Genomic DNA, 20,105 nt, shown 5'->3' with positions numbered 1-20,105 from the left:
CAATTTCCACCAAACTAAAACCATTCAACATGTTTTTTGAAATATTCTTATTTGAATTAAAATATCGTTTAAAGCGCCCTGCTACTTGGGCTTACTTTGGAATTCTTTTTTTATATGGAATGATAATTTCCATTGGAGGTTTTGAGGGAGGTTCTGAAAAGGTGTTTTTGAATGCACCCACTAATTTAGCTTCAACTTTGAATGTTGTCAGTATTTTTGGTATTATGTTGGCAAGCGCCATAATGGGTGTGCCCATCTACAGGGATATTGAGCATGGTACTCAAAATTATTTATTTAGTTATCCTATAAGTGAAAAGGGATATGTTTTAGGTAGGTTTACAGGGTCGATGGCCATACTTTTTCTAGTCAGTTTAGGCTTGATTCTTGGTTTTATGATAGGTTACGCTATTGGTCCATTTGCAGGTTTTGAGCCTGCAGAACGCTATGCAAGTTTTAACTTATGGCACTATTTACAACCATCATTAGTATTTTACTGGTCTAATTTTTTCTTTACCGGTTGTATTTTTTTCGCTCTGGTAGCATTGACCAAGCGCATAATGCTGGCCTATGCCGGTGGCGCAATTTTGTTTATTATTTATTTGGTGACATTAACGCTTACACAAGATATTGAAAATAAGGAGTTGGTAAGTTTACTGGATCCATTTGGTTTTGGCGCATTGAATAATACAATTCAATATTGGACTCCAGAAGAGCAAAATACATTAACGGTACCTTTCAAAGATACCGTTATGTGGAATAGAATATTATGGGTAGGTATAGGTCTGTTAATTTGTTTGTTTACAGTTTTTAAGTTTGATTTTCAACGCTTTTTAAATAAGAAGTTAAGTGCAAAAAAGAAAGACACTACAGATTCAAATAGTTCGTCTGCGGCTGTATTAACAAAAATACCAGTAGTATCTCAGGTTTTTAGCGGCTCGCATAACATAAAAATGTTACTGAAACTGGCTTGGATGGAATTCAGAAATATAACCAAGGATCTGTTCTTTAAAGCAATTCTAATTGCTGCCGTGGCGTTCTTATTTTTTGATGGATGGTTCGGTAATCCGACGTATGGCACACCAATGATGCCCATGACATATTATATGCTTGAAATTAAAGATTATAACTATGTAGTTCTCATATTTATACTCATTGTTTTCATGACGGGTGAAGTTTTGCATAGAGAACGAAGTGTAAAATATGATCAGATCTATGGTGCACTACCGCTACCAAATTGGGTGGTATACGGTTCTAAATTTATGGCTTTGGTCTTTATATGTTTCGTATTGGTAAATATGATTTTATTAAGTGGAGTATTGAATCAAGTTTTAAAAGGTTATTTTAATTTTGAGTTCGGCATGTACTTTACCGACCTCTATTTGATAGAATTTCCAAAATATATTTCTTACGTCATGTTGGCATTTTTTGTACATGCCGTAATTGCTAAAAAGTTTTTAGGTCATGTAATAACCATTGCTATTTGGGCAGCTTTATTTGCTATAAGCAGTTTGGGCGATATTGATTATAACATGTATTTATATAGCTACGCACCTGGCTATACAATTTCAGATATGAATGGTTTTGGACATTTTCTTTCTGGTCAGAATTGGTTTCGATTGTATTGGTTAGGTTTTGGTCTAGTACTAGCAGTGATCGGATTATTATTTTGGAAACGAGGAACAGATTCAGGAATCAAGGCTAGGTGGAAAGAGGCAAAACAGCGCTTAGGTATTAAAGAGAAATTGGTAATAGTAGTTGGTGCATTGGTATGGATTTGTGCTGGGTGGTATGTGCATTATAATGTCAGCGAATTAAATTCTTATAGAACAGTAAAACAAGGTAGGGAATTAGCAGCCAATTATGAAAAAGAAATTAGTAAGTACAACTTTATCAATCAACCAAAATTTACAGATGTAAAGGTAGATGTGGATTTGGTTCCGGAAGAAAGATACGCAACAATGTCCGGTACGTTTACTATGGTAAATAAAGGAGAAACACCTATTGATTCTTTACATCTTAATTGGGGAGATAGTCAACTACTACATACAGAATTATTAAAGTTAGCTGTAAATAATGTCGATTTGAAAGAAGGTAAGGTATATAGTGAGTCTAATTATAAACTCTATAAACTACCAAATGAGATGATGCCAGGCGATACCGTAGTGATGACTCTTGCGGTAAAGAAGGGTTATAAAGGTTTTCCTAATGAGGGTTCTGGGTCTGATATTGTGTATAACGGTACTTTTTTGAACAATGACTTTTTTCCGACTTTTGGCTATAATTTACAATATGAGCTCACAAGTGATAAATATAGAAAGGAATATGATTTGCCTGTAAAGGAGTATACGGCACCTCCTCAAAATGATAAATGGGGTTTAAGCAATTTACTATTCAATGATGATGCTGATTATGTAACCTTCGAAGGCACTGTTAGTACAGATCCTGACCAGATTGCCATAATGCCCGGCTATTTGCAAAAGGAATGGGAAGAAAACGGTAGAAAATATTATCATTATAAAATGGAAGGTGAAATGGATTACTTTTTCAATGTTTCCTCTGCGCGTTATGATGTTTACAAAGAAGATTGGAAGGGTAAAAATGGAGAAAAAGTTGCCATTGAAATTTTTCATCATCCAGGTCACCCTTACAACGTGGAGCGATTTGCCAAAGCTGTTCGGCATTCGTTAGACTATTTTTCGGAAAATTACGGACCATATCAATATCGCCAAATGCGAATAATCGAATTTCCAAGGTATCAGTCTTTTGCTCAATCTTTTCCAAATACGGTACCGTATGCTGAAAGTTTTGGGTGGACAGGAGATTTCAGTGATCCAGAAGATTTGGATTATGCCTATATGGTAACTTCTCACGAAGTAGCACATCAATGGTGGGGGCATCAAATAACACCATCGGCTACACGTGGAGCCAACCAGATTTCTGAATCAATGGCAGAATACTCTTCACTTATGGTTATGAAAAAAGAATATGGAGTAGATGCAATGCAAGATTTCTTAAAAAGAGAGTTGGATAATTATTTGCGAGGAAGGGCAGGTGAGAATAAGTTTGAAAAAACTTTATTGGATAATGATACCCAAGCATATGTTTGGTATAGGAAAGGAGGATTGATTCTGTATGCTTTACAAGATTATATTGATGAAGATAGGTTGAATGTTGGGTTTAAAAAATTTATTGATAGTGCTGCATTTAGACCACATGCACCTTTCGCAACTTCAAATGAATGGTATGGGTATATAAAAGAAACCACTCCAGATTCTTTGCAATATTATTTAAAGGATAGTTTTGAGAAAATAACTTTGTATACGAATAAGGCAAAAGAGGCAACTTATAAAAAATTAGATGATAATACTTATGAAGTAAAAGTTACGGTTGAAAGCGCAAAAAACTATTATGATGGAAATGGTAAAGAATTAGAAGCACCTGATCAACCAAATTTATTAGATATTGCCATATTTCAAAATGACACTATTATAAACGGAAAAACAAAAAAAGTTCCACTTGTATTAGAGAAAAAATGGATTAAGCCAGGCACAAGTACTTTTATATTTATCATCGACAAAAAACCGTTAAAAGCAGGTATAGATCCTTACAATAAAATGATAGATAGAATACCAGATGATAATTTAATAAGTCTAGAAGAATTAGAATAAAAATTAAGAAATTTAAAACAACTAGAATTCTGTAAAGCACCTTTTACATTGATTCTTTGGTAACGATTAACGTTGCCTTAGAACCTGCCGACAATAACCATTTGTTAGAATAGATTAATTCCCCTTTATCGTTATACACATCAACTTGTGCAGTGTTTGGTGCAGATGAACCGTGGTTTAAAGCTTCAAAATCTAAACGGTTAAAACCGTCTTGTAGGTCAACATTAATTCCTTTAAAAGCCCCTGTTAATAGTAGGTTATGTTCAACTACCATATCGTTCATGTATATTTTTACACGATCACCGTCTACATACTCATGATCTCTACAAACGATACCAATAAATTTTCCGCTACTTTTTACATCGCCTAAATATTGGTCGGCAAAATATTGTCCAGAACCACCTAACCGTTCTCCGGGACCAATTCGTGGATCAATTTTCATACCCGTGCCTGCCTGTACCAATTCTTCATCACGTAGCATTTTTACAGGGTTGGGAGATTTCATATCCACACTTGGTGACTCTTTAATTAAATTGGGCATGTTCAGAACAGATCCAGAACTAGGGGTTCCGTTTGAGTTAATAGGGTTTACTTTGTCAATTTTCAAAGGTTTAGCCGTAGGTAAGTCTGTTTGTGCAGACACCTCAATCGCAGAAAAAGAGAACAAAACAATAAAAAGAAAAAAAAGCTTTCTCATCGAATCTTTAATATGATGAAATAAAGATAACAAATACCCTGTCATGGGCACTTAAGGCTTCGTTAAAAAACTGCCGATGTCCTAATTATTCGATGAACGATGGTTTAAGATTTCAAATTTCGTCTTAGAAAGTTAATGAAATTTCGGTTCATGATTTTCTCAATATCAGGTTGCGCATAACCTCTATCGTGCAATAATTTTGTCATTTTCTGTAAATCTGCTATGGTATCTACATCTGAGGGTCCTTGTTCTTTTCCAAAACCACCATCAAGATCAGAACCAATTCCTACGTGATCTGCATTTCCTGCTAATTGACATATATGATCTATGTTATCCATTATTTGCTGTAGACTTACGTTTGCTGATTGTGGTGTAGAAACGCCTCTCTCCCAAGTAGGTGTCATCATCCAAGCATCGAGAACAACGCCAATGACCCCTTGTCTAGCAATAATTTCTTTTAATTGCTCATCTGTAAATTGTCTGTGATGATTTACTAAAGCTCTGCAGTTGTTATGACTTGCCCAAAGCGGACCGTCATAATTTACCATCGTTTCCCAAAAGCTTATGTCGCATAGGTGGGTAACATCAAGAATAATTCCTAGTCGTTCAATTTCTTTTAAAAGTTCTCTTCCTTTAGTTCCGATTCCCCCTACTGAATTTGTGCCGTGGGCATAGGTGCCCGGACCGTAATGCGCCGGACCAATGGCTCTTAAACCTGAATCATACGCTTTCTGAAGGTATGAGATGTCAACGATAGAATCTGCACCTTCAAGACTAAGTAAGTAGCCAATAGGCTTTTTTTCTTCGTCCGTTTTCCAAAGTTCTAAATGAGCATCAAGTTGGGATTTGTTGGTAATCTGAACCATTTCACCAGCATCTTCCATGCTTTTGTACCATGCCAGCTGCCCTTGAGTGTGTGCCCATGCCTGTTGGGGAGATTTCCATCCCGGCAGGGTATTATCTTTATGTACATAGCGAGCAATTTGCGTCGCCATGCAGAGTCCGACATTCCCTTTCCTCATCGCTTCTAAACAAACGGTATTGTTGCCACGACCAGCCTTGTCGGTTAAACCCTGTTCGCTTTTTCTGATTTCTTCAATAGACCAAGTAAGGTCACGATTCCAGTCCATCGCATTCATGGACAAGTCTAGATGGGCGTCAAATATAAACATGCTTAAATAGTAGATTTTTGGGTTCTTGCAGTTACTGGCCAGTAATCGATAACGGTATTATCTTTTATAACGGTTAGGGTGTCGTATTTCGCCACAGTTGGGCAAATATGTCTAGGTATGGCATAATAAGCATCACCAACCTCTGGTATGGTTAAATCATCATACTCTACCACCAAATGCTCCTCAGAATGGCTTATTTGTTTACTGTGTTTTAAGTCTAAGAATTCAATTCTAGGAAAAGGCATTTCAGGAGCTACAGATTTATGACCTAGGTCGAAACATAGAATTCCGGTAGTCGGTTTACTTACTATTCTTGTAAACAGCACTGCAGCTGGTAAAAAGCCCATTTCTGGAAATTGGTTTCCGTAACCAGAATCCCAAAGAAGAGTAGTGCCAGGGCTTGCATCAACATCTTGCCGTTTACAGTGAAAAGGAAACGTTGGCGAACCACCTGCCACAATTTTTGGGCTAGGTATATTTTCTTCTTCGATACTTTTTTTCAAATCGATTGCCGCTTCGAAAGCTGTATTACATTCTCGTTCTCGTATTATGGGATCTGAATTACGCAAATGACCGTCATAAACATGTAAGCCTTCAGCGATTAAATGTTCATTTTCATGTAATTGAGTATATAATTCTAAGGCATCGTGGTCTGGTATAATTCCCGTTCTGTTCATACCATTATTAATATCTAACCAAAGCGAAATTTTAATGTTATGAGATTTGGCAAGTTCACTAAGAATTATCAATGTTTTAGAATTATCGACAATGGTCGATAACTTGGTGTTAGGGTATTTTTTAATCAATTCAATAAAACGTTGTGAATTTGCGCCTACAGGTTGCATTGCTAATAATACATCAACTGCATTGCAGTCACCAAGTAATTCGGCTTCGGCAATTGTAGCGCATTTGAATTTTTGAATACCTGCCGCCATTTGCATTTTGATAATATTGGCATTTTTGTATGTTTTGATATGTGGGCGTAGTCGATTTACATCACCAATCATAGAAATCATCAAGTCGATATTATGTTGAATTCTATCAGGATACACCAATAATGATGGAGAAATTACATGCTCAGGATGTTGTATGGAATACCAGTTTTCGTTTGCCATAACTATTAATGATGTAGTTCAAAATGAGCTTCTATTTCAACAGGAATTCCTCCAGGTAAAATCATACCAACAGCACTACGTACACCAACGCCATTATCCGGTCCGAAAATATCTGCCATAAGCTCACTGAAACCATTAATAACCAAAGGTTGTTGACCAAAATCAGGAGTAGAGTTTACCATTCCCAATGTCTTTACGATTCTCTTGATTTTATCGATATCGCCAAAATGAGTCTGTATGGTAGACAGCATGGTTAATGCAACTTGACGTGCAGCTAATTTAGCTTCGTCCATTGTCATATCATGACCTGCTCTGCCGACAATCAATGAGCCATCATTTTGCATAGGTCCCTGACCGGAAACATATAAAAAATGGTCAACGACTAAAACAGGTTTGTACAAACCTGCAGGAGGTGGGGCAGGTGGTAAAACCAAGCCTAATTCTTTAATTCTTTCAGAAGGTTTCATGTGCAAATTATTTGATTTTAAATAAATGTATTTATAACAAGAACACCGATAAGTCCCATGACGCCAACGGTAGTTTCCATAACTGTCCAGCTTTTTAATGTATCGTTGACAGATAAATTAAAATACTCTTTGAACAACCAAAAACCACTATCGTTTACATGAGATAACATTAAGCTGCCAGAACCAATAGCTAGCACCATTAATTCAGGACTAACGCCAGTACCTTGTACAAGTGGCAATACTATGCCCGCAGCAGTTAGACCTGCAACGGTTGCAGAGCCAACACAAACTCGAATAACGGTTGCGATCAGCCAAGCCAAGATTAAAGGAGAAATGGAAGATTGCTCTAAAATACCACCAATATATTCACTAACACCACTATCGATCAGCACCTGTTTTAATGCTCCGGATCCAGCAATAATTAATAAGACCATGGTAATACCGGTAATTGCACTTCCAACAGAATCCATAACCTCTTTCATGCTTCTTCCACGACCTAGACCTAAGGTGTAAATAGCAACTAGAACAGCTATTAGCATAGCAATGGCAGGGTTGCCCATAAAAACTAAAATCTTAGTAAGAAAGAAATCTGCAGGTAGTAAAAGTTGAGCCAATGCAGCAACAGCAATAAGTATAACCGGTAAAAGTGCACTGATAATGCTATTCGCCATACTTGGCATTTCATCTTCTTTTAAAACTACAGGGTTTAGAAATTCTTTAAGCGGTGTTGCGTTAATACCTTTTAAGGTTCTTGAAAGTAATGGTCCGGCAACGATTATTGCGGGTATGGCAACTATGATTCCGTATAACAAAGTTTTACCAATATCTGCGTTGAACATGGTAGCCAAAGCAGTTGGTGCAGGGTGAGGTGGTAAGTAACCATGTGTTACTGATAAGGATGCTAACATAGGTAAACCTACATATAATAAGGGTAGACCTGTTGCAGCAGCAATGGTAAAAACAAGAGGAACCAAAATAACAAATCCTACTGAATAAAACATTGGGATACCCACAATGAATCCTGTTAATACGACAGCCCATTGAATGTTCTTTTTTCCAAATTTCTCTACCAATTTAGTGGTAATTCGTTGCGCTGCACCACTATCGGCAACCAATTTACCTAGCATAGCACCGAGACCTAAAATAATGACAAGAAATCCTAAAATATTACCGATACCTTTTTGAATGGAATCGACGACACTAATAGGCTCCATACCCTCTGCAATACCAACGAATAAAGAGACGATGATAAATGTGATAAAAGCATTGAGTTTAAATTTGGCAATAAGAATGAATAGGAGGAGAATTCCTAGAATTACAATAAATAAAGGCATATTTGAATCGAGTTAGTTTAGTTGATTCTCTAAATATACCATAAAAAAAAAGCTCATCATATTTATACTAAACATGATAAGCTTGAGCTAAAAAAAAAGTTATTATTTATCAGTTATTTCTGGTGAGATAGCTTTGTAAACTATTCCTGCTAAAATAGCCCCAACTATAGGCGCCAACCAAAATAACCAAAGCTGATCTAGAGCCCAATCGCCAACAAAAAGAGCCTGACTTGTACTACGTGCAGGATTTACTGAAGTGTTGGTTACAGGAATACTAATTAGGTGAATTAAAGTAAGACAAAGTCCGATTGCCAACCCTGCGAAACCTCTTGGTGCTTTTGTATAAGTAGAACCTAAAATAACAAATAAGAAAATGAATGTCATGACTACTTCTATAATCAGAGCAGAAGACATACTATATCCGCCAGGTGAATGTTCTCCATAGCCGTTAGAAGCGAATCCGCCTAAAACGAAATCAGATTTACCCGAAGCAATAAGAAATAGTATGGCAGCGCCTGCAATACCTCCCATTACCTGAGCAACGATATATGGAAAAACGTCTTTACCTTCAAAACGCCCGCCTATCCAAACACCGATAGTTACTGCCGGGTTTAAATGACAGCCAGAAATATGACCTATGGCGTATGCCATTGTTATTATAGTTAAACCGAAGGCTAAGGACACACCAACAAAGCCAATGCCCATTTCTGGAAATCCTGCGGCGAGTACAGCACTACCGCAACCACCTAATACCAGCCATAACGTGCCGATAAATTCTGCAATAAATTTTTTCATTTTAATAAGGTTTAATTGATTGTATTAGTTTAGAAACCAAAACTTTATATAAGTCACAATTATTTGGAAGTTTTATTAAGAATTTAGTTTTTTAATACATCATATACAGGTATAATCATTTTTTTAGACCGAAAAGAGGATGCAAAATTCGAATTTTTAAAATAACAAAATGGTAAATAAACCAGCATATAAAAAAAGTGCCTATAATAAGGGTGGTAGCCTTTATTAGTAATCCCCAATCTAAATCTTTAATATAATATGCGATTGAAATTGTAACCGTTTGGTGTAAAATGTAAAGTGGATATACCGCTCGATTGGCGTACTTTAATAAAGGGCTAGGTTTGTTTTTGTATTCAGCAGCATATCCTAACAATACTATGATCCATGACCATAGATTCATAATTTTTAGAAAAGCTTCGGTAAAGTGACGAATATATCCATCCTCAAATTGCCAAGTAATTAGCATACCTGTAAAACAAATGAGCCCTAAATACAAAGCCTTGGTTCTGGTCTTTTTAATTGAAATCCATAAAGAAGGACCGCAGGAAACCATAATAAATCCAAAGAAAAATAAAGTCATTGAAGAGAAGAAATTGAACCAATCGTTTATAAGGTCATGTGTAATATCGTAAAACGGTTCAAGAAGAGATTCTAGTAAGTAAAGTGGAATGGTGAAGATATAAAGTCCGTATGGTTTTTTAATGACATTACTTACCCAGTCCATAAATTTTGTACTGTTATTTTTCAAGTAAATAAGGCAAGGAGACAGAAGTATTGAAAAAATTAGAAGGTAAGGTAGAAACCAAAGGTGATGCCAACTTATATTGCCTTCAGGGTATATTCCATTATAGGCAATAGAGCTAAGGTATTGCCAATATGACCCAAGAAATTGACCTTTTGAAAACCTTTCAAAGTATATTTGTGGAGGCACAATTACCAGCATACCAAACAAAAGTGGCACCCCTATACGTAAGAAACGTTCTTTATTAAATTGCCAAATGTTTCTTTTTGATAAGGCATAAAATGTTCCCATACCAGAAATTAGAAATAATATGGGTAGCCTCCACTGGTTTAAAAAAAGCATTGGCCACTTAAGCCATTCATAGATGTTATTGTTTTTTAGGTGCCAACCCCAAGGCACAAAGAACATACCGGTATGATAAACTATAAGTAGTGAAAAAACAACAACACGTAGCCAGTCAATATCATACCTTCTAAACTTAAATTCCATATTCAACATTTTTTTCAAAGTTGAAGTTTAAAGTGCTAACTGATAAAATTTTGTGCTTACAATACGTCCATAATTACAATTTTGGAGAAATTGACTTTGCAAATTGAGATGGTGAAATATTGGCAATCTGCTTGAAAGCATTGTAAAAAGAAGACTTGGACTTGAAACCCACGGTATCACCAATAGCTTCTATCGTTAGATGACTAAAATGTGGGTCTATCAATCTTTTCTTTGCCAAATTAACTCTTTTACTATTGATGTAATGGCTGAAATTAGATCCGAAATCTGAATTGATAGTTTTTGAAATTTGATTGGGATGTATTTTTAACTGATTTGCTAAATCTTTTAAGCTTGCTTCTTTTTTAATAAAATAATCGTTGTTGTTAACAAAGGTTTCTATTTCATGAAACGTTAGTTCATGCTGAGAACTTCCCAGTGTTTCATATTTGTCGGCAGCCCATGATTTTTCAAAGAATTTAGATTTCGAAATAATGATGTAAGAAGTTGCAAAGGCTACCATCGTTTGAAAAATAGCAATATAATGGTCGCCACCATCATCATCGTACAGGTAGAAAACAACGAATAGTAAAATAAAAAAGAGGCTAAGAATAATAGCGGAGTTTCTAGTAAAAATGTATTTGGAAGACTGATATGTTTTTTTACTTTCAGTATTTCTATTACGTTCATCTTTTACAAGTTTTAAGGACAAAAGAGTATATAACAAAAGACTAAAAAGTATTAGCCAATCGAATATGTCTTTAATGTGATGGTAAGAATAGTTAAATGTATCTGGTACTAGTGTCGTACCCAAATTTCGGTAGTATGCGCCTAGGTAAGCATTTAGTTTAACTGAAATTGGGGCAGTATAAAAAGGTATTTGTGAAAGTAAATATCCAATAGGAAGTATAAAATGCCACCATCCGGTCTTAAGAGAAACCAATTTTCTTTTAAGAAAACAATATATAGAGAAGTATAATAACGGACCAATTAACAATACAAATACTTCAGAAGAATCATTCCATTCAAGGGCGTATTTAATGAGTCCGGTGTAGCATAAATAAGTGTCTAAAAAAATAAATGCTCCACTTAGAATTAGAAAAGCAAAATAAAGTAAAAATTTGTTATCCTTACTTTTCATAAAAAGGACAAAACTTAAAAAGAGATTTTGGGCAACACCTAAAAGCATAATGGTGGAAGTAAGATTATGTCTTATAGGTATTTGCTCTATGAGATCATGAATCGTTTCCATCTTATTTTTTATCTATATAATCTACCAATTTTTGAGGACCTTCCAACAGAATACGAACCACACGTAACGTACCATCATCTGTGGTGTTTATTTGCCATTTGATCAAAGATATATTACCCTTTTCAATTTCAATACCGGTAATACTTCTAGGGTGAACACAACTACCATCATTAAAAAGAGGAATGTCACCAGGCTCGGGGAATCGAGGTCTATGCGTATGTCCTACAACAGTAACTTTCAGATTGTTTTTAAGAATCCACTTTTTTATACGTCGCTCTACTTTTATAAGTTCGGTGTAATTTTTAGCTGGCGAAGTAGGATCGGCAATACCCCATACTTGTAAAGGTTTCCATAAGACTCTCACTAAAAACCTGCCCCAACGCCAAAATGTATAATTCCACCAATCTGCTTGGTGACCGTGGGTTAGAAAAACTTCTTGTTGGGATTCTTTATTTTTTAAAATAAGTGCCTCATGATATTTGATGCCTTCAAAAAGAGATTTGTCTTTGTCATCAATAGGCTCAAAATAACTGGAAAGATGTTTTTTTACATAAGCTTCATCTTTGTAGACCATGTCATGATTACCCCATATCATATGCAGTCTATGATCAAGATGAAACTGCTTTAGAAGCTTAAAGACATTTTTATGAGCTTCAAAAATAGATTCGAAATGAATGTTCTCCCAAAGTTCGTCGCCATCGCCAAGTTCACAATAGTCGAATCCTTCAGAATGATAAAATTTTAGGGCATGAAAATAAATATTTCTATTGTTCGCAAATTCATCTGAAAAACTGTTGTCTCCTCTATGGCAATCACTAAAAAGTATGAATTTTGAGGTATCGTCGAACGGAATAACTTTGGCGTTTTTGTATGCTCTGGTAAGTCTACTATCCGATGACATGGGTTATTTTTCGTTAAATATCCGAAAATCCAGTCAACCATAGGTCTTAGAGCCTCAAAAAACTTGGTATGTTTTGTAACTTTACAGCCAATTAGTAGACTAACTAAACCATGGGAAAGCACGAGAGAAAGATAATGCCGGTTAAGCACCTCATAAGTTTTGAAAAACTTCTAGAGAAGTACGATGAACATTTGAAGGGTGATGATCCTTTTTTGGCAGCAACTGCTGAGAGGATATTGTCTATTGAAAAAGGTTTTCCTGAACTTCGAGATGGTTTTTCAGATTTTACTTTATTAGAGAAGAATAAAGATCTCATTAATCGTATTCTGCAAGATACATTTACAGAAGCTTTAAGCGGTAACGAGATAAAGGTAGCGACGTTGCCTTATCAAGATATGATTATAAAATCGTCTACTCGTTTTCAAAAAATTATTGAAGAAGCAGGGGAGAATTATGTGCCAGAATTAAGAAATGTTGGCGATGATATGGATTATATCATGAGCTGTGTAGTGGTGTTGAATTATTACTATGGTTACCATTTAGATTTTAGTCGCCCTTATTTTTACGATATTCCAGATGCCAATGGTGTAATGCGCCATTATCGTATTTTATATAATGCTGATTTTATTGACATTATTCCTACAGAGAAAGCTAAAGAGGTGCTTCAAGAAGATGTAGATGAATTATTGGCCAGCCCAAATGATATTAAACTTTGGATGGAAAAAATTCCTCCAGAGAGTTTTATATCCAAAGGCTTTGTAATTGCCAATTTGTTCGATGTTACAATGGAACAAGCAATTTCTAATATTAAGTCAAAATTGATTTCTAAGAATACCATACAACCTACAAATTTCATGCATGATTTGCAGGAAACTTTTAAGTCGTTTTTTAGACTGCCTAATATTAAAGTAGGTTTTGCATCTTTTGATGCTAAGAAAAATGAGTTTGAAGAGGTTGCAGGTATGGGCTTTGAAAGCTTTCTTTTAGGAGGGGAGCACCATATGAATTGTAAGTCTGCTTTGTGTGAAGATTCTTATGAGAAATTAATTGACAAAACCGCATACTTTACTATTACCGACATGGATCGCGAAGTAGAGCAGTCAGGTAATATGAATCCCTATAAAGGACTAAAAGAACAAGGTATACAAAGTGCAATTTTTGCTCCAATAGCTTATGAAAATAATCTTTTAGGGGTCTTAGAGATTGTTTCTGAGAAGAAAAGTGTGCTTAACGGTGTAAATGCCCAAAAGTTAGATGACGTATTGCCTTTTATTGTATCTGCTGTTGTACGTGCCAAAAACGAAGAAAATAATAGAATAGACGCAATCATACAGAATGAATGTACTTCTGTTCATTCTTCGGTTTATTGGAAATTTCAAGAAGAGGCCAAAAAATTCATTTTAGACGAAACAGAAGGTCGATCTCCTTCATTTAAAGAAATCGTTTTTAAAGATGTGTATCCTTTATTTGGTCAAATAGACATAAAAGATTCTTCACAAGCTAGAAATTTAGCAATTCAGCGCGATTTAATGATTCAGCTTTCAGAGATTGACAATGTGCTTAATATTGCGGTAAAAAAGTGGGATTTGCCAATTTATGAGGAACTAATTTTCAGGGTAAATAATCACCTTGAAAGCATAAAGGAAATGCTTTATACAAATAGTGAGCAAGCTATTTTTGATTTTGTTCACGAAGAAATATCCCCTGTTTTTGAGCACTTAAAAAAATCTGACAAAGATATAGAGAAGCATATTTTAAAGTATGAGTCTAAAATTGATATGGGTACAGGGTCATACTACGACCATAGAAAGAACTATGACGAGAGTGTAACATTGATCAATAAAAAACTTTCTTCGGTTATTGATAAAAGACAGGAGAGTGCACAAGCGATGTTTCCTCATTATTACGAGCGTTATAAAACAGATGGTGTAGAGCATAACATGTATATTGGAGCTTCAATTTCAGAAAGTCAAGAATACAACCTGTTATATCTAAATAATTTAAGGTTGTGGCAATTACAGGTAATGTGTGAAATGGAAAATGCTCATTACGCTCTAAAGCCAAAATTACCGGTACCATTAGATGCTGCGTCGTTAATATTAGTGTACAATACATCATTGTCTATTCGATTTAGAATGGATGAAAAACAATTTGATGTTGACGGAACCTATAATGCACGTTATGAGGTAATTAAAAAGAGAATTGATAAATCTTTTATAAAAGGTACCGATCAAAGGTTGACTCAGAAAGGAGTTCTTTCTATTGTGTATTCTCAAAAGAAAGATGAATTAGAGTATTTAAGGTATATCAAATTTTTAAAATCTAAAGGTTGCTTTACAGACAAGATAGAAATTGTTGAATTGGAAGGTCTGCAAGGTGTATCTGGGCTTAAAGCAATTCGCGCAGAGATTCTTTACAAAAGAGATCAAGAACCTGAAAAGACATATACCTATCAGGATCTTATGGATGCTTTAAAAGAGTAGCACCTGGCTTAGTAGCTCAATTTTACGTTCAGGACCAAAGAATTTAAACGAAATGGCAAATGCAATTACAGATAGAATCATACCGATCATGAAAATGGTATAGGTCCATCGTAGTAAAGAGTATTTTCTATTTAGCACGATCCCAAGAAAATAAAGGTCTTTCGTTAAAGAATTGTAGATGTAGTCTTTGTCTTTGAGCATTTCTTTTATAGCCCATTCATATTCGCTTAAGGCCATTTTATGAAAGTTGCCAAAGAACAATAGGTTTACATTTTTGTTTGCAACATCTTCCTTGGTGAATTCACCACTTGTAACATTAGGTCTGGTAGCTAATACCGCTAATACCATAGAGACCACACTAAAGAATACGAATATTACGGTAGGGTAAATAAGATAGTCGTTAGATGGGTTGTCTAATTTTGGTATAAGGTTGGACAGTGCCAAAGAAATTATAATTGCATTCACAGAAAGCAAAATATTTGCTTTTGTATCTGCTATATCACTAAGGGTAATATGATTTTTTAGGGTAACGCGGTAAAGAGTCTGTATACCACGATCCGGACTTTCGCTTTTGAATTGAGCTTTTAGTTTTTCTTTTTTTGCAAGCTTCTTTTCAGACTTCTTGTCCTTTATAAGTTTTCTTAGGTTTTTGTCTTTTTTTGCAAGCCAATTTTCTTTAGCGTAATCTGTATAGTATTGATGGTCAGTTCTAAATACTTGAATATTAAGTTCTAGCCATTCTTTTTGGCTGTAAGTTTTTAAGCCGAGCAGCTTGAGTTCTTCACGTAAAAGGTCAGAGGTTTCAAGGTAGCTGCTTTGTGCAAAATGCGAAGAATCTGCATCGCGAATAATCTCTTCCATCAAATTGTTTGGCTTTGCTTTCCATTTTGTGGCAAGAATGCAAGACTTCACCTTCTCTATTCCTTCCGTGTTATATCCTTCTTTTGTTAAAAATTCTTCTGCAATTTCACAACTACTTTCTTCGTGGTTAGCGGTCCCTTTTGTGTACCCGGTATCGTGTAACCAGGCCACTATTACAAGAAGTTCCTTATCCTGATCGGATAGAGAACAAGATTCCAGTAATTGTTTAGTACTTTTAACGACTCTTTGTGTATGTCTTAGGTTATGGTATAAAAACTTCTTGTCCAAATGATTGGTAAGTAATTCAATTACAAACTGTTGTGTGTTATCTACAATCTTTGACATAGAAGAAATTGGTTTGAAATATCCAAATTACAAAATTTTAAAGAGGGCAACGTTACTATGAAAAAATTATATGCATATCTGTCGGTTTTTATATTCATTACTAGCTGTGCTACTTATGAAACTAAGTATGTTGATGAAAAATATGCTATAGATGTAAATGATTCAAAAGAAATATCTCATACCTTTTATTTAATTGGGGATGCTGGTTTATCTCCAATGGGTGGAATGAATCCTGCGCTGAAGATATTTAAAAATAGGTTAGATAAAGCCGATAAGAATAGTACTGCTATTTTTTTAGGAGACAATATTTACCCGGCCGGGCTACCAGATCCTAAAGATTCTACTGATGCATTCAGAACTGCAAAAAATCATTTAGATGCTCAGTTAAATACTTTGAATGATTTTAAGGGAAGACCTCTTTTTATACCAGGAAATCATGATTGGTATACCGAAGGTTTGATAGGTCTAGAAAGAGAAGAAAATTACATTAAGAAAGCGCTTAAAAAAAAGGAGAAGGATCCTTTTTTACCAGAAAACGGGTGCCCAATAGATGTTGTAGAAATAGGTGATGATGTCGCTATAATAACCCTAGATACAGAATGGTATTTGACCAATTGGGACAAGCGCCCAGATATTAATGATAAGTGTGATATAAAGAGTAGAGATAAGTTTTTCTTGGAACTTGAAGATGCTATAAAAGACTATCGCGATCGCACAACGGTCATTGCAATGCATCACCCCAGTAATAGTTATGGAGAGCACGGTGGACAATACTCGTTAAGAAAACATTTTTATCCTAAGAAAATGGCAGTGCCTGTGCCCGTTCTAGGTTCATTTATCAATGTGCTTAGAAGTACATCGGGTGCATCGGTAGAAGATGTGAACAATAAGCGTTATAGAGAATTGATGAATAGGGTCACTACCTTGGCACAATATTCGGATCGCGTAATTTTTGCATCTGGACATGAACATACATTACAATATTTTGTAGAAAATAACACCCCACAAATTGTTAGTGGATCTGGAGCAAAAGAAGGTTTTACACGTTTGTTGAATGGTTCTCAGTTTAACACCGGTAAAATGGGATATGCTACTTTAGAAGTATATAAAGATGGCTCATCTAGAGTTCGGTTTTATGGTGTAGACGATAATGATAATGAAGAGTTTTTGTTTACCAATGAAGTTTTACCACCAACTCAGAAAGAATATGTTGGGGAATTTACCGGGCAATTTCCAGATAGTGTAAAAGCATCCGTATATACAGAAGATGAAATTGACAAAAGCGGATTATATAAAGGAATATGGGGAGACCGTTACCGCAAGTATTATGGTACCGAGGTGAAAGTGCCTACGGTGAATTTAGATTCTCTTTTGGGTGGTTTAGAGCCTGTTAAAAAAGGAGGTGGTCACCAGTCTAAATCGTTGCGTTTACGCGCAAAAGATGGAAGGGAGTATGTAATGAGAGCCTTAAGAAAAAGTGCAGAATTGTATTTACAATCGATGGCATTTCAAGATCAATATGTACTTGATGACCTGAAGGAAACCTATACTCAAGAAATATTGCAAGATTTTTATACAGGATCACACCCTTATGGTCCGTTTACAACTGCGAAATTATCTGATGCTGTAGGTGTTTATCATACAAATCCTGTTTTATATTATGTGCCTAAGCAACCAGCCTTAAAAGAATATAATGACATCTTTGGCGATGAGCTATATATGATCGAAGAACATACTGGCGATGGTCATGGAGATTTGGCAAGCTTTGGGTATTCAAATAATTTAACGAGTACTGACGGTATGCTTGAAGACCTTCGTGATGATGAAAAGTACGAAGTAGATAAAGACCTTTATTTAAGAGCTCGACTTTTTGATATGGTTTTAGGTGATTGGGATCGTCATGTAGATCAATGGCGTTGGGCAGAGTTTAAAGATGAGAAGAAAGGTAAAACCATTTATCGACCTGTGCCCAGAGATAGAGATCAGGTATTCTCAAAAATGGGAGACGGCGCTTTAATGAAAATTGCCACACGTATTATACCTGGTTTACGATTAATGGAAGGTTTTAATGAAGATATTAGAAGTGTAAAAGGGTTCAATTCATCGCCAATGACCTATGTTTTAGACTTGACCTTATTGGGGGAGACAGAAAAAAGTCAGTGGATAGCGCAAGCGAAATACTTACAAGAAAACTTAAAGCCAAGTGATATTGATGAGGCCTTTAAATCTTTTCCTGTAGAAGTACGCGATGAAACAGTGGATGAAATTAAAGAAATTCTTCTGGCACGTTTAAGTAACATTCAAGAGACCGCCAATAAATATTATCAAATATTGAATAAATATGCTGTAGTTGCAGGTACAGATAAAGATGATTGGTTTGAGATTAATAGACTGAACAATAAAGAAACCGAAGTAAGGGTGTTTAGAAATATCGGTGACAAGAAAAAGCGTCTATTCTATTACAAAGTATTTTCAAAAGAAGATACTAAAGAACTTTGGGTTTTTGGATTAGATGATGACGATATTTTTGAGGTTAAAAATCCGTCAAATTTCTCTGGTGTAAAGGTTAGAATAATTGGCGGACATAATAATGATATCTATAAAGTAGAAGATGGTAGAAATGTTGCCTTGTATGACTTTAAAAGTAAGAAGAACACATTTGAGGCAACAGGAGGGGCAAAGGTCAAATTGTCAGATGATTATGAACTGAATACGTATCAGCCGTTAAAATTAAGAAATAGTTTTAATCAAATTATACCAACTATAGGTTTTAATCCAGACGATGGTATGCGAATAGGTTTTGTAAATACCTATACCTATAATGGTTTTAGGCAAAATCCTTTTACACAGCAACACACTTTTGCAGCATCGTATTATTTTGCTACAAGCGGATTTGATTTTAAGTATCAAGGTGAATTTGCACATGTATTCGAGAATTGGAACGCTGAACTGAAAGCAAGATTTACGAGTCCGAATTTTGCTATAAATTTCTTCGGATTTGGGAACAATACCGAAAATTTTGATGACGATTTAGAGCTGGACTATAATAGGGTGAAGCTACGACAGATAGAGTTTTCTCCATCATTAGTTTGGAGGGGGCAGTTAGGAGCTAAGGTAAAATTAGGAGTGTCTTATGAAAATATAAGTGTTGAAGAAACTAACGATAGATTCATTAACACATTTTATCAACAGAACGGAGAAGAAACTAATAGTGATTTTGTAGGAGCTCATGCTACCTACACTTATCAAAATAAAGATAATGAAGCGTTCCCAACTTTAGGAATGTCATCGTCATTACAGGCAGGTTTCAAAGAGAATATTTCAAAAGAAGCGGGTAGTTTTGGTTACATTATACCTAGCCTGGGTTTTGATTATAAATTGATACCTAATGGTAGGCTGGTATTAGCAACTAAGTGGAAAGCACATTTTAATATTGGTGATGATTTTGAATTTTACCAAGCAGCAAGTATTGGAGGTATAGATGGTCTTCGCGGATTTAGAAATCAACGTTTTACCGGTAAAACATCATACTATCAGAATACAGATATAAGATTTAGTTTAAAAAAGAAACGTACCCGATTATTGCCAATGGCAATGGGTCTTTTTGGAGGATTTGATTATGGTAGAGTTTGGATGCCTGAAATGAGTTCTGGTCGTTGGCATACTTCATATGGAGGAGGATTCTTTTTAAATGCTTCTGATATCATTTCGATCAATACTGCCATTTTCGCTAGTGAAGAAGGACCAAGATTTACCTTCGGACTAGGTTTTGGCTTTTAGGTGATTT

General features: G+C 35.4%; 13 protein-coding genes. 3 read left to right on the top strand and 10 right to left on the bottom strand.

The window, feature by feature from the left end; translation table 11 throughout:
• Positions 1-29 precede the first annotated feature (29 nt).
• Positions 30-3,668, top strand: coding sequence for an ABC transporter permease/M1 family aminopeptidase (locus tag DFQ03_RS14735; RefSeq protein ID WP_133673983.1), 3,639 nt, complete (start codon positions 30-32; stop codon positions 3,666-3,668).
• Between the two features lie 43 nt (positions 3,669-3,711).
• On the opposite strand, the gene DFQ03_RS14730 is transcribed toward DFQ03_RS14735, so the two are convergent.
• The 9 genes from DFQ03_RS14730 to DFQ03_RS14690 form a co-directional block, all read right to left on the bottom strand.
• Positions 3,712-4,365, bottom strand: a complete 654-nt coding sequence (locus tag DFQ03_RS14730) for a hypothetical protein (protein WP_133673982.1) — start codon at positions 4,363-4,365, stop codon at positions 3,712-3,714.
• Positions 4,366-4,469: 104 nt separating this feature from the next.
• A complete protein-coding gene (locus DFQ03_RS14725; RefSeq protein ID WP_133673981.1) occupies positions 4,470-5,537 on the bottom strand; it encodes a dipeptidase in 1,068 nt (355 codons plus the stop codon).
• Between the two features lie 2 nt (positions 5,538-5,539).
• Positions 5,540-6,652 (bottom strand): D-TA family PLP-dependent enzyme, encoded by a 1,113-nt coding sequence (locus tag DFQ03_RS14720; protein WP_133673980.1) that lies wholly within the window; start codon positions 6,650-6,652, stop codon positions 5,540-5,542.
• A 5-nt stretch (positions 6,653-6,657) separates the two neighbouring features.
• Positions 6,658-7,119: a RidA family protein gene (locus DFQ03_RS14715; RefSeq protein WP_133673979.1), complete on the bottom strand. Its 462-nt coding sequence runs from the start codon at positions 7,117-7,119 to the stop codon at positions 6,658-6,660.
• Between the two features lie 17 nt (positions 7,120-7,136).
• A complete protein-coding gene (locus tag DFQ03_RS14710; RefSeq protein ID WP_133673978.1) occupies positions 7,137-8,453 on the bottom strand; it encodes a gluconate:H+ symporter in 1,317 nt (438 codons plus the stop codon).
• Between the two features lie 102 nt (positions 8,454-8,555).
• Positions 8,556-9,248 carry an aquaporin Z gene (gene aqpZ, locus DFQ03_RS14705; protein ID WP_133673977.1) on the bottom strand — a complete coding sequence of 231 codons (693 nt, stop codon included), beginning with the start codon at positions 9,246-9,248 and terminating at the stop codon, positions 8,556-8,558.
• A 115-nt stretch (positions 9,249-9,363) separates the two neighbouring features.
• A complete protein-coding gene (locus DFQ03_RS14700; RefSeq protein WP_133673975.1) occupies positions 9,364-10,479 on the bottom strand; it encodes an acyltransferase family protein in 1,116 nt (371 codons plus the stop codon).
• Positions 10,480-10,552: 73 nt separating this feature from the next.
• Positions 10,553-11,728, bottom strand: coding sequence for a helix-turn-helix domain-containing protein (locus DFQ03_RS14695; RefSeq protein WP_133673973.1), 1,176 nt, complete (start codon positions 11,726-11,728; stop codon positions 10,553-10,555).
• 1 nt (position 11,729) lies between these two features.
• Positions 11,730-12,629: a metallophosphoesterase gene (locus DFQ03_RS14690; protein ID WP_133673971.1), complete on the bottom strand. Its 900-nt coding sequence runs from the start codon at positions 12,627-12,629 to the stop codon at positions 11,730-11,732.
• A 110-nt stretch (positions 12,630-12,739) separates the two neighbouring features.
• On the opposite strand from DFQ03_RS14690, the gene DFQ03_RS14685 reads away from it, so the two are divergent.
• On the top strand, positions 12,740-15,112 hold the full coding sequence (locus DFQ03_RS14685) for a GAF domain-containing protein (RefSeq protein ID WP_133673969.1): 2,373 nt from the start codon (positions 12,740-12,742) through the stop codon (positions 15,110-15,112).
• On the opposite strand, the gene DFQ03_RS14680 is transcribed toward DFQ03_RS14685, so the two are convergent.
• The gene (locus tag DFQ03_RS14680) at positions 15,101-16,318 is read right to left on the bottom strand and encodes a Pycsar system effector family protein (RefSeq protein WP_133673966.1); all 1,218 of its coding nucleotides are present in this window, start codon (positions 16,316-16,318) and stop codon (positions 15,101-15,103) included. The genes DFQ03_RS14685 and DFQ03_RS14680 overlap by 12 nt on opposite strands.
• A 57-nt stretch (positions 16,319-16,375) precedes the next feature.
• Between DFQ03_RS14680 and DFQ03_RS14675 the strand changes: the two genes are divergently transcribed.
• Entirely contained in the window at positions 16,376-20,098 is a 3,723-nt protein-coding gene (locus DFQ03_RS14675; RefSeq protein ID WP_133673965.1) for a metallophosphoesterase, read from the top strand.
• Positions 20,099-20,105: the final 7 nt, after the last annotated feature.

This window comes from Maribacter caenipelagi (assembly GCF_004364175.1).
Lineage (GTDB): Bacteria > Bacteroidota > Bacteroidia > Flavobacteriales > Flavobacteriaceae > Maribacter > Maribacter caenipelagi.
The sequence above is the reverse complement of the archived record's forward strand: the minus strand, read 5'-3'. Positions and strand labels throughout refer to the sequence as shown.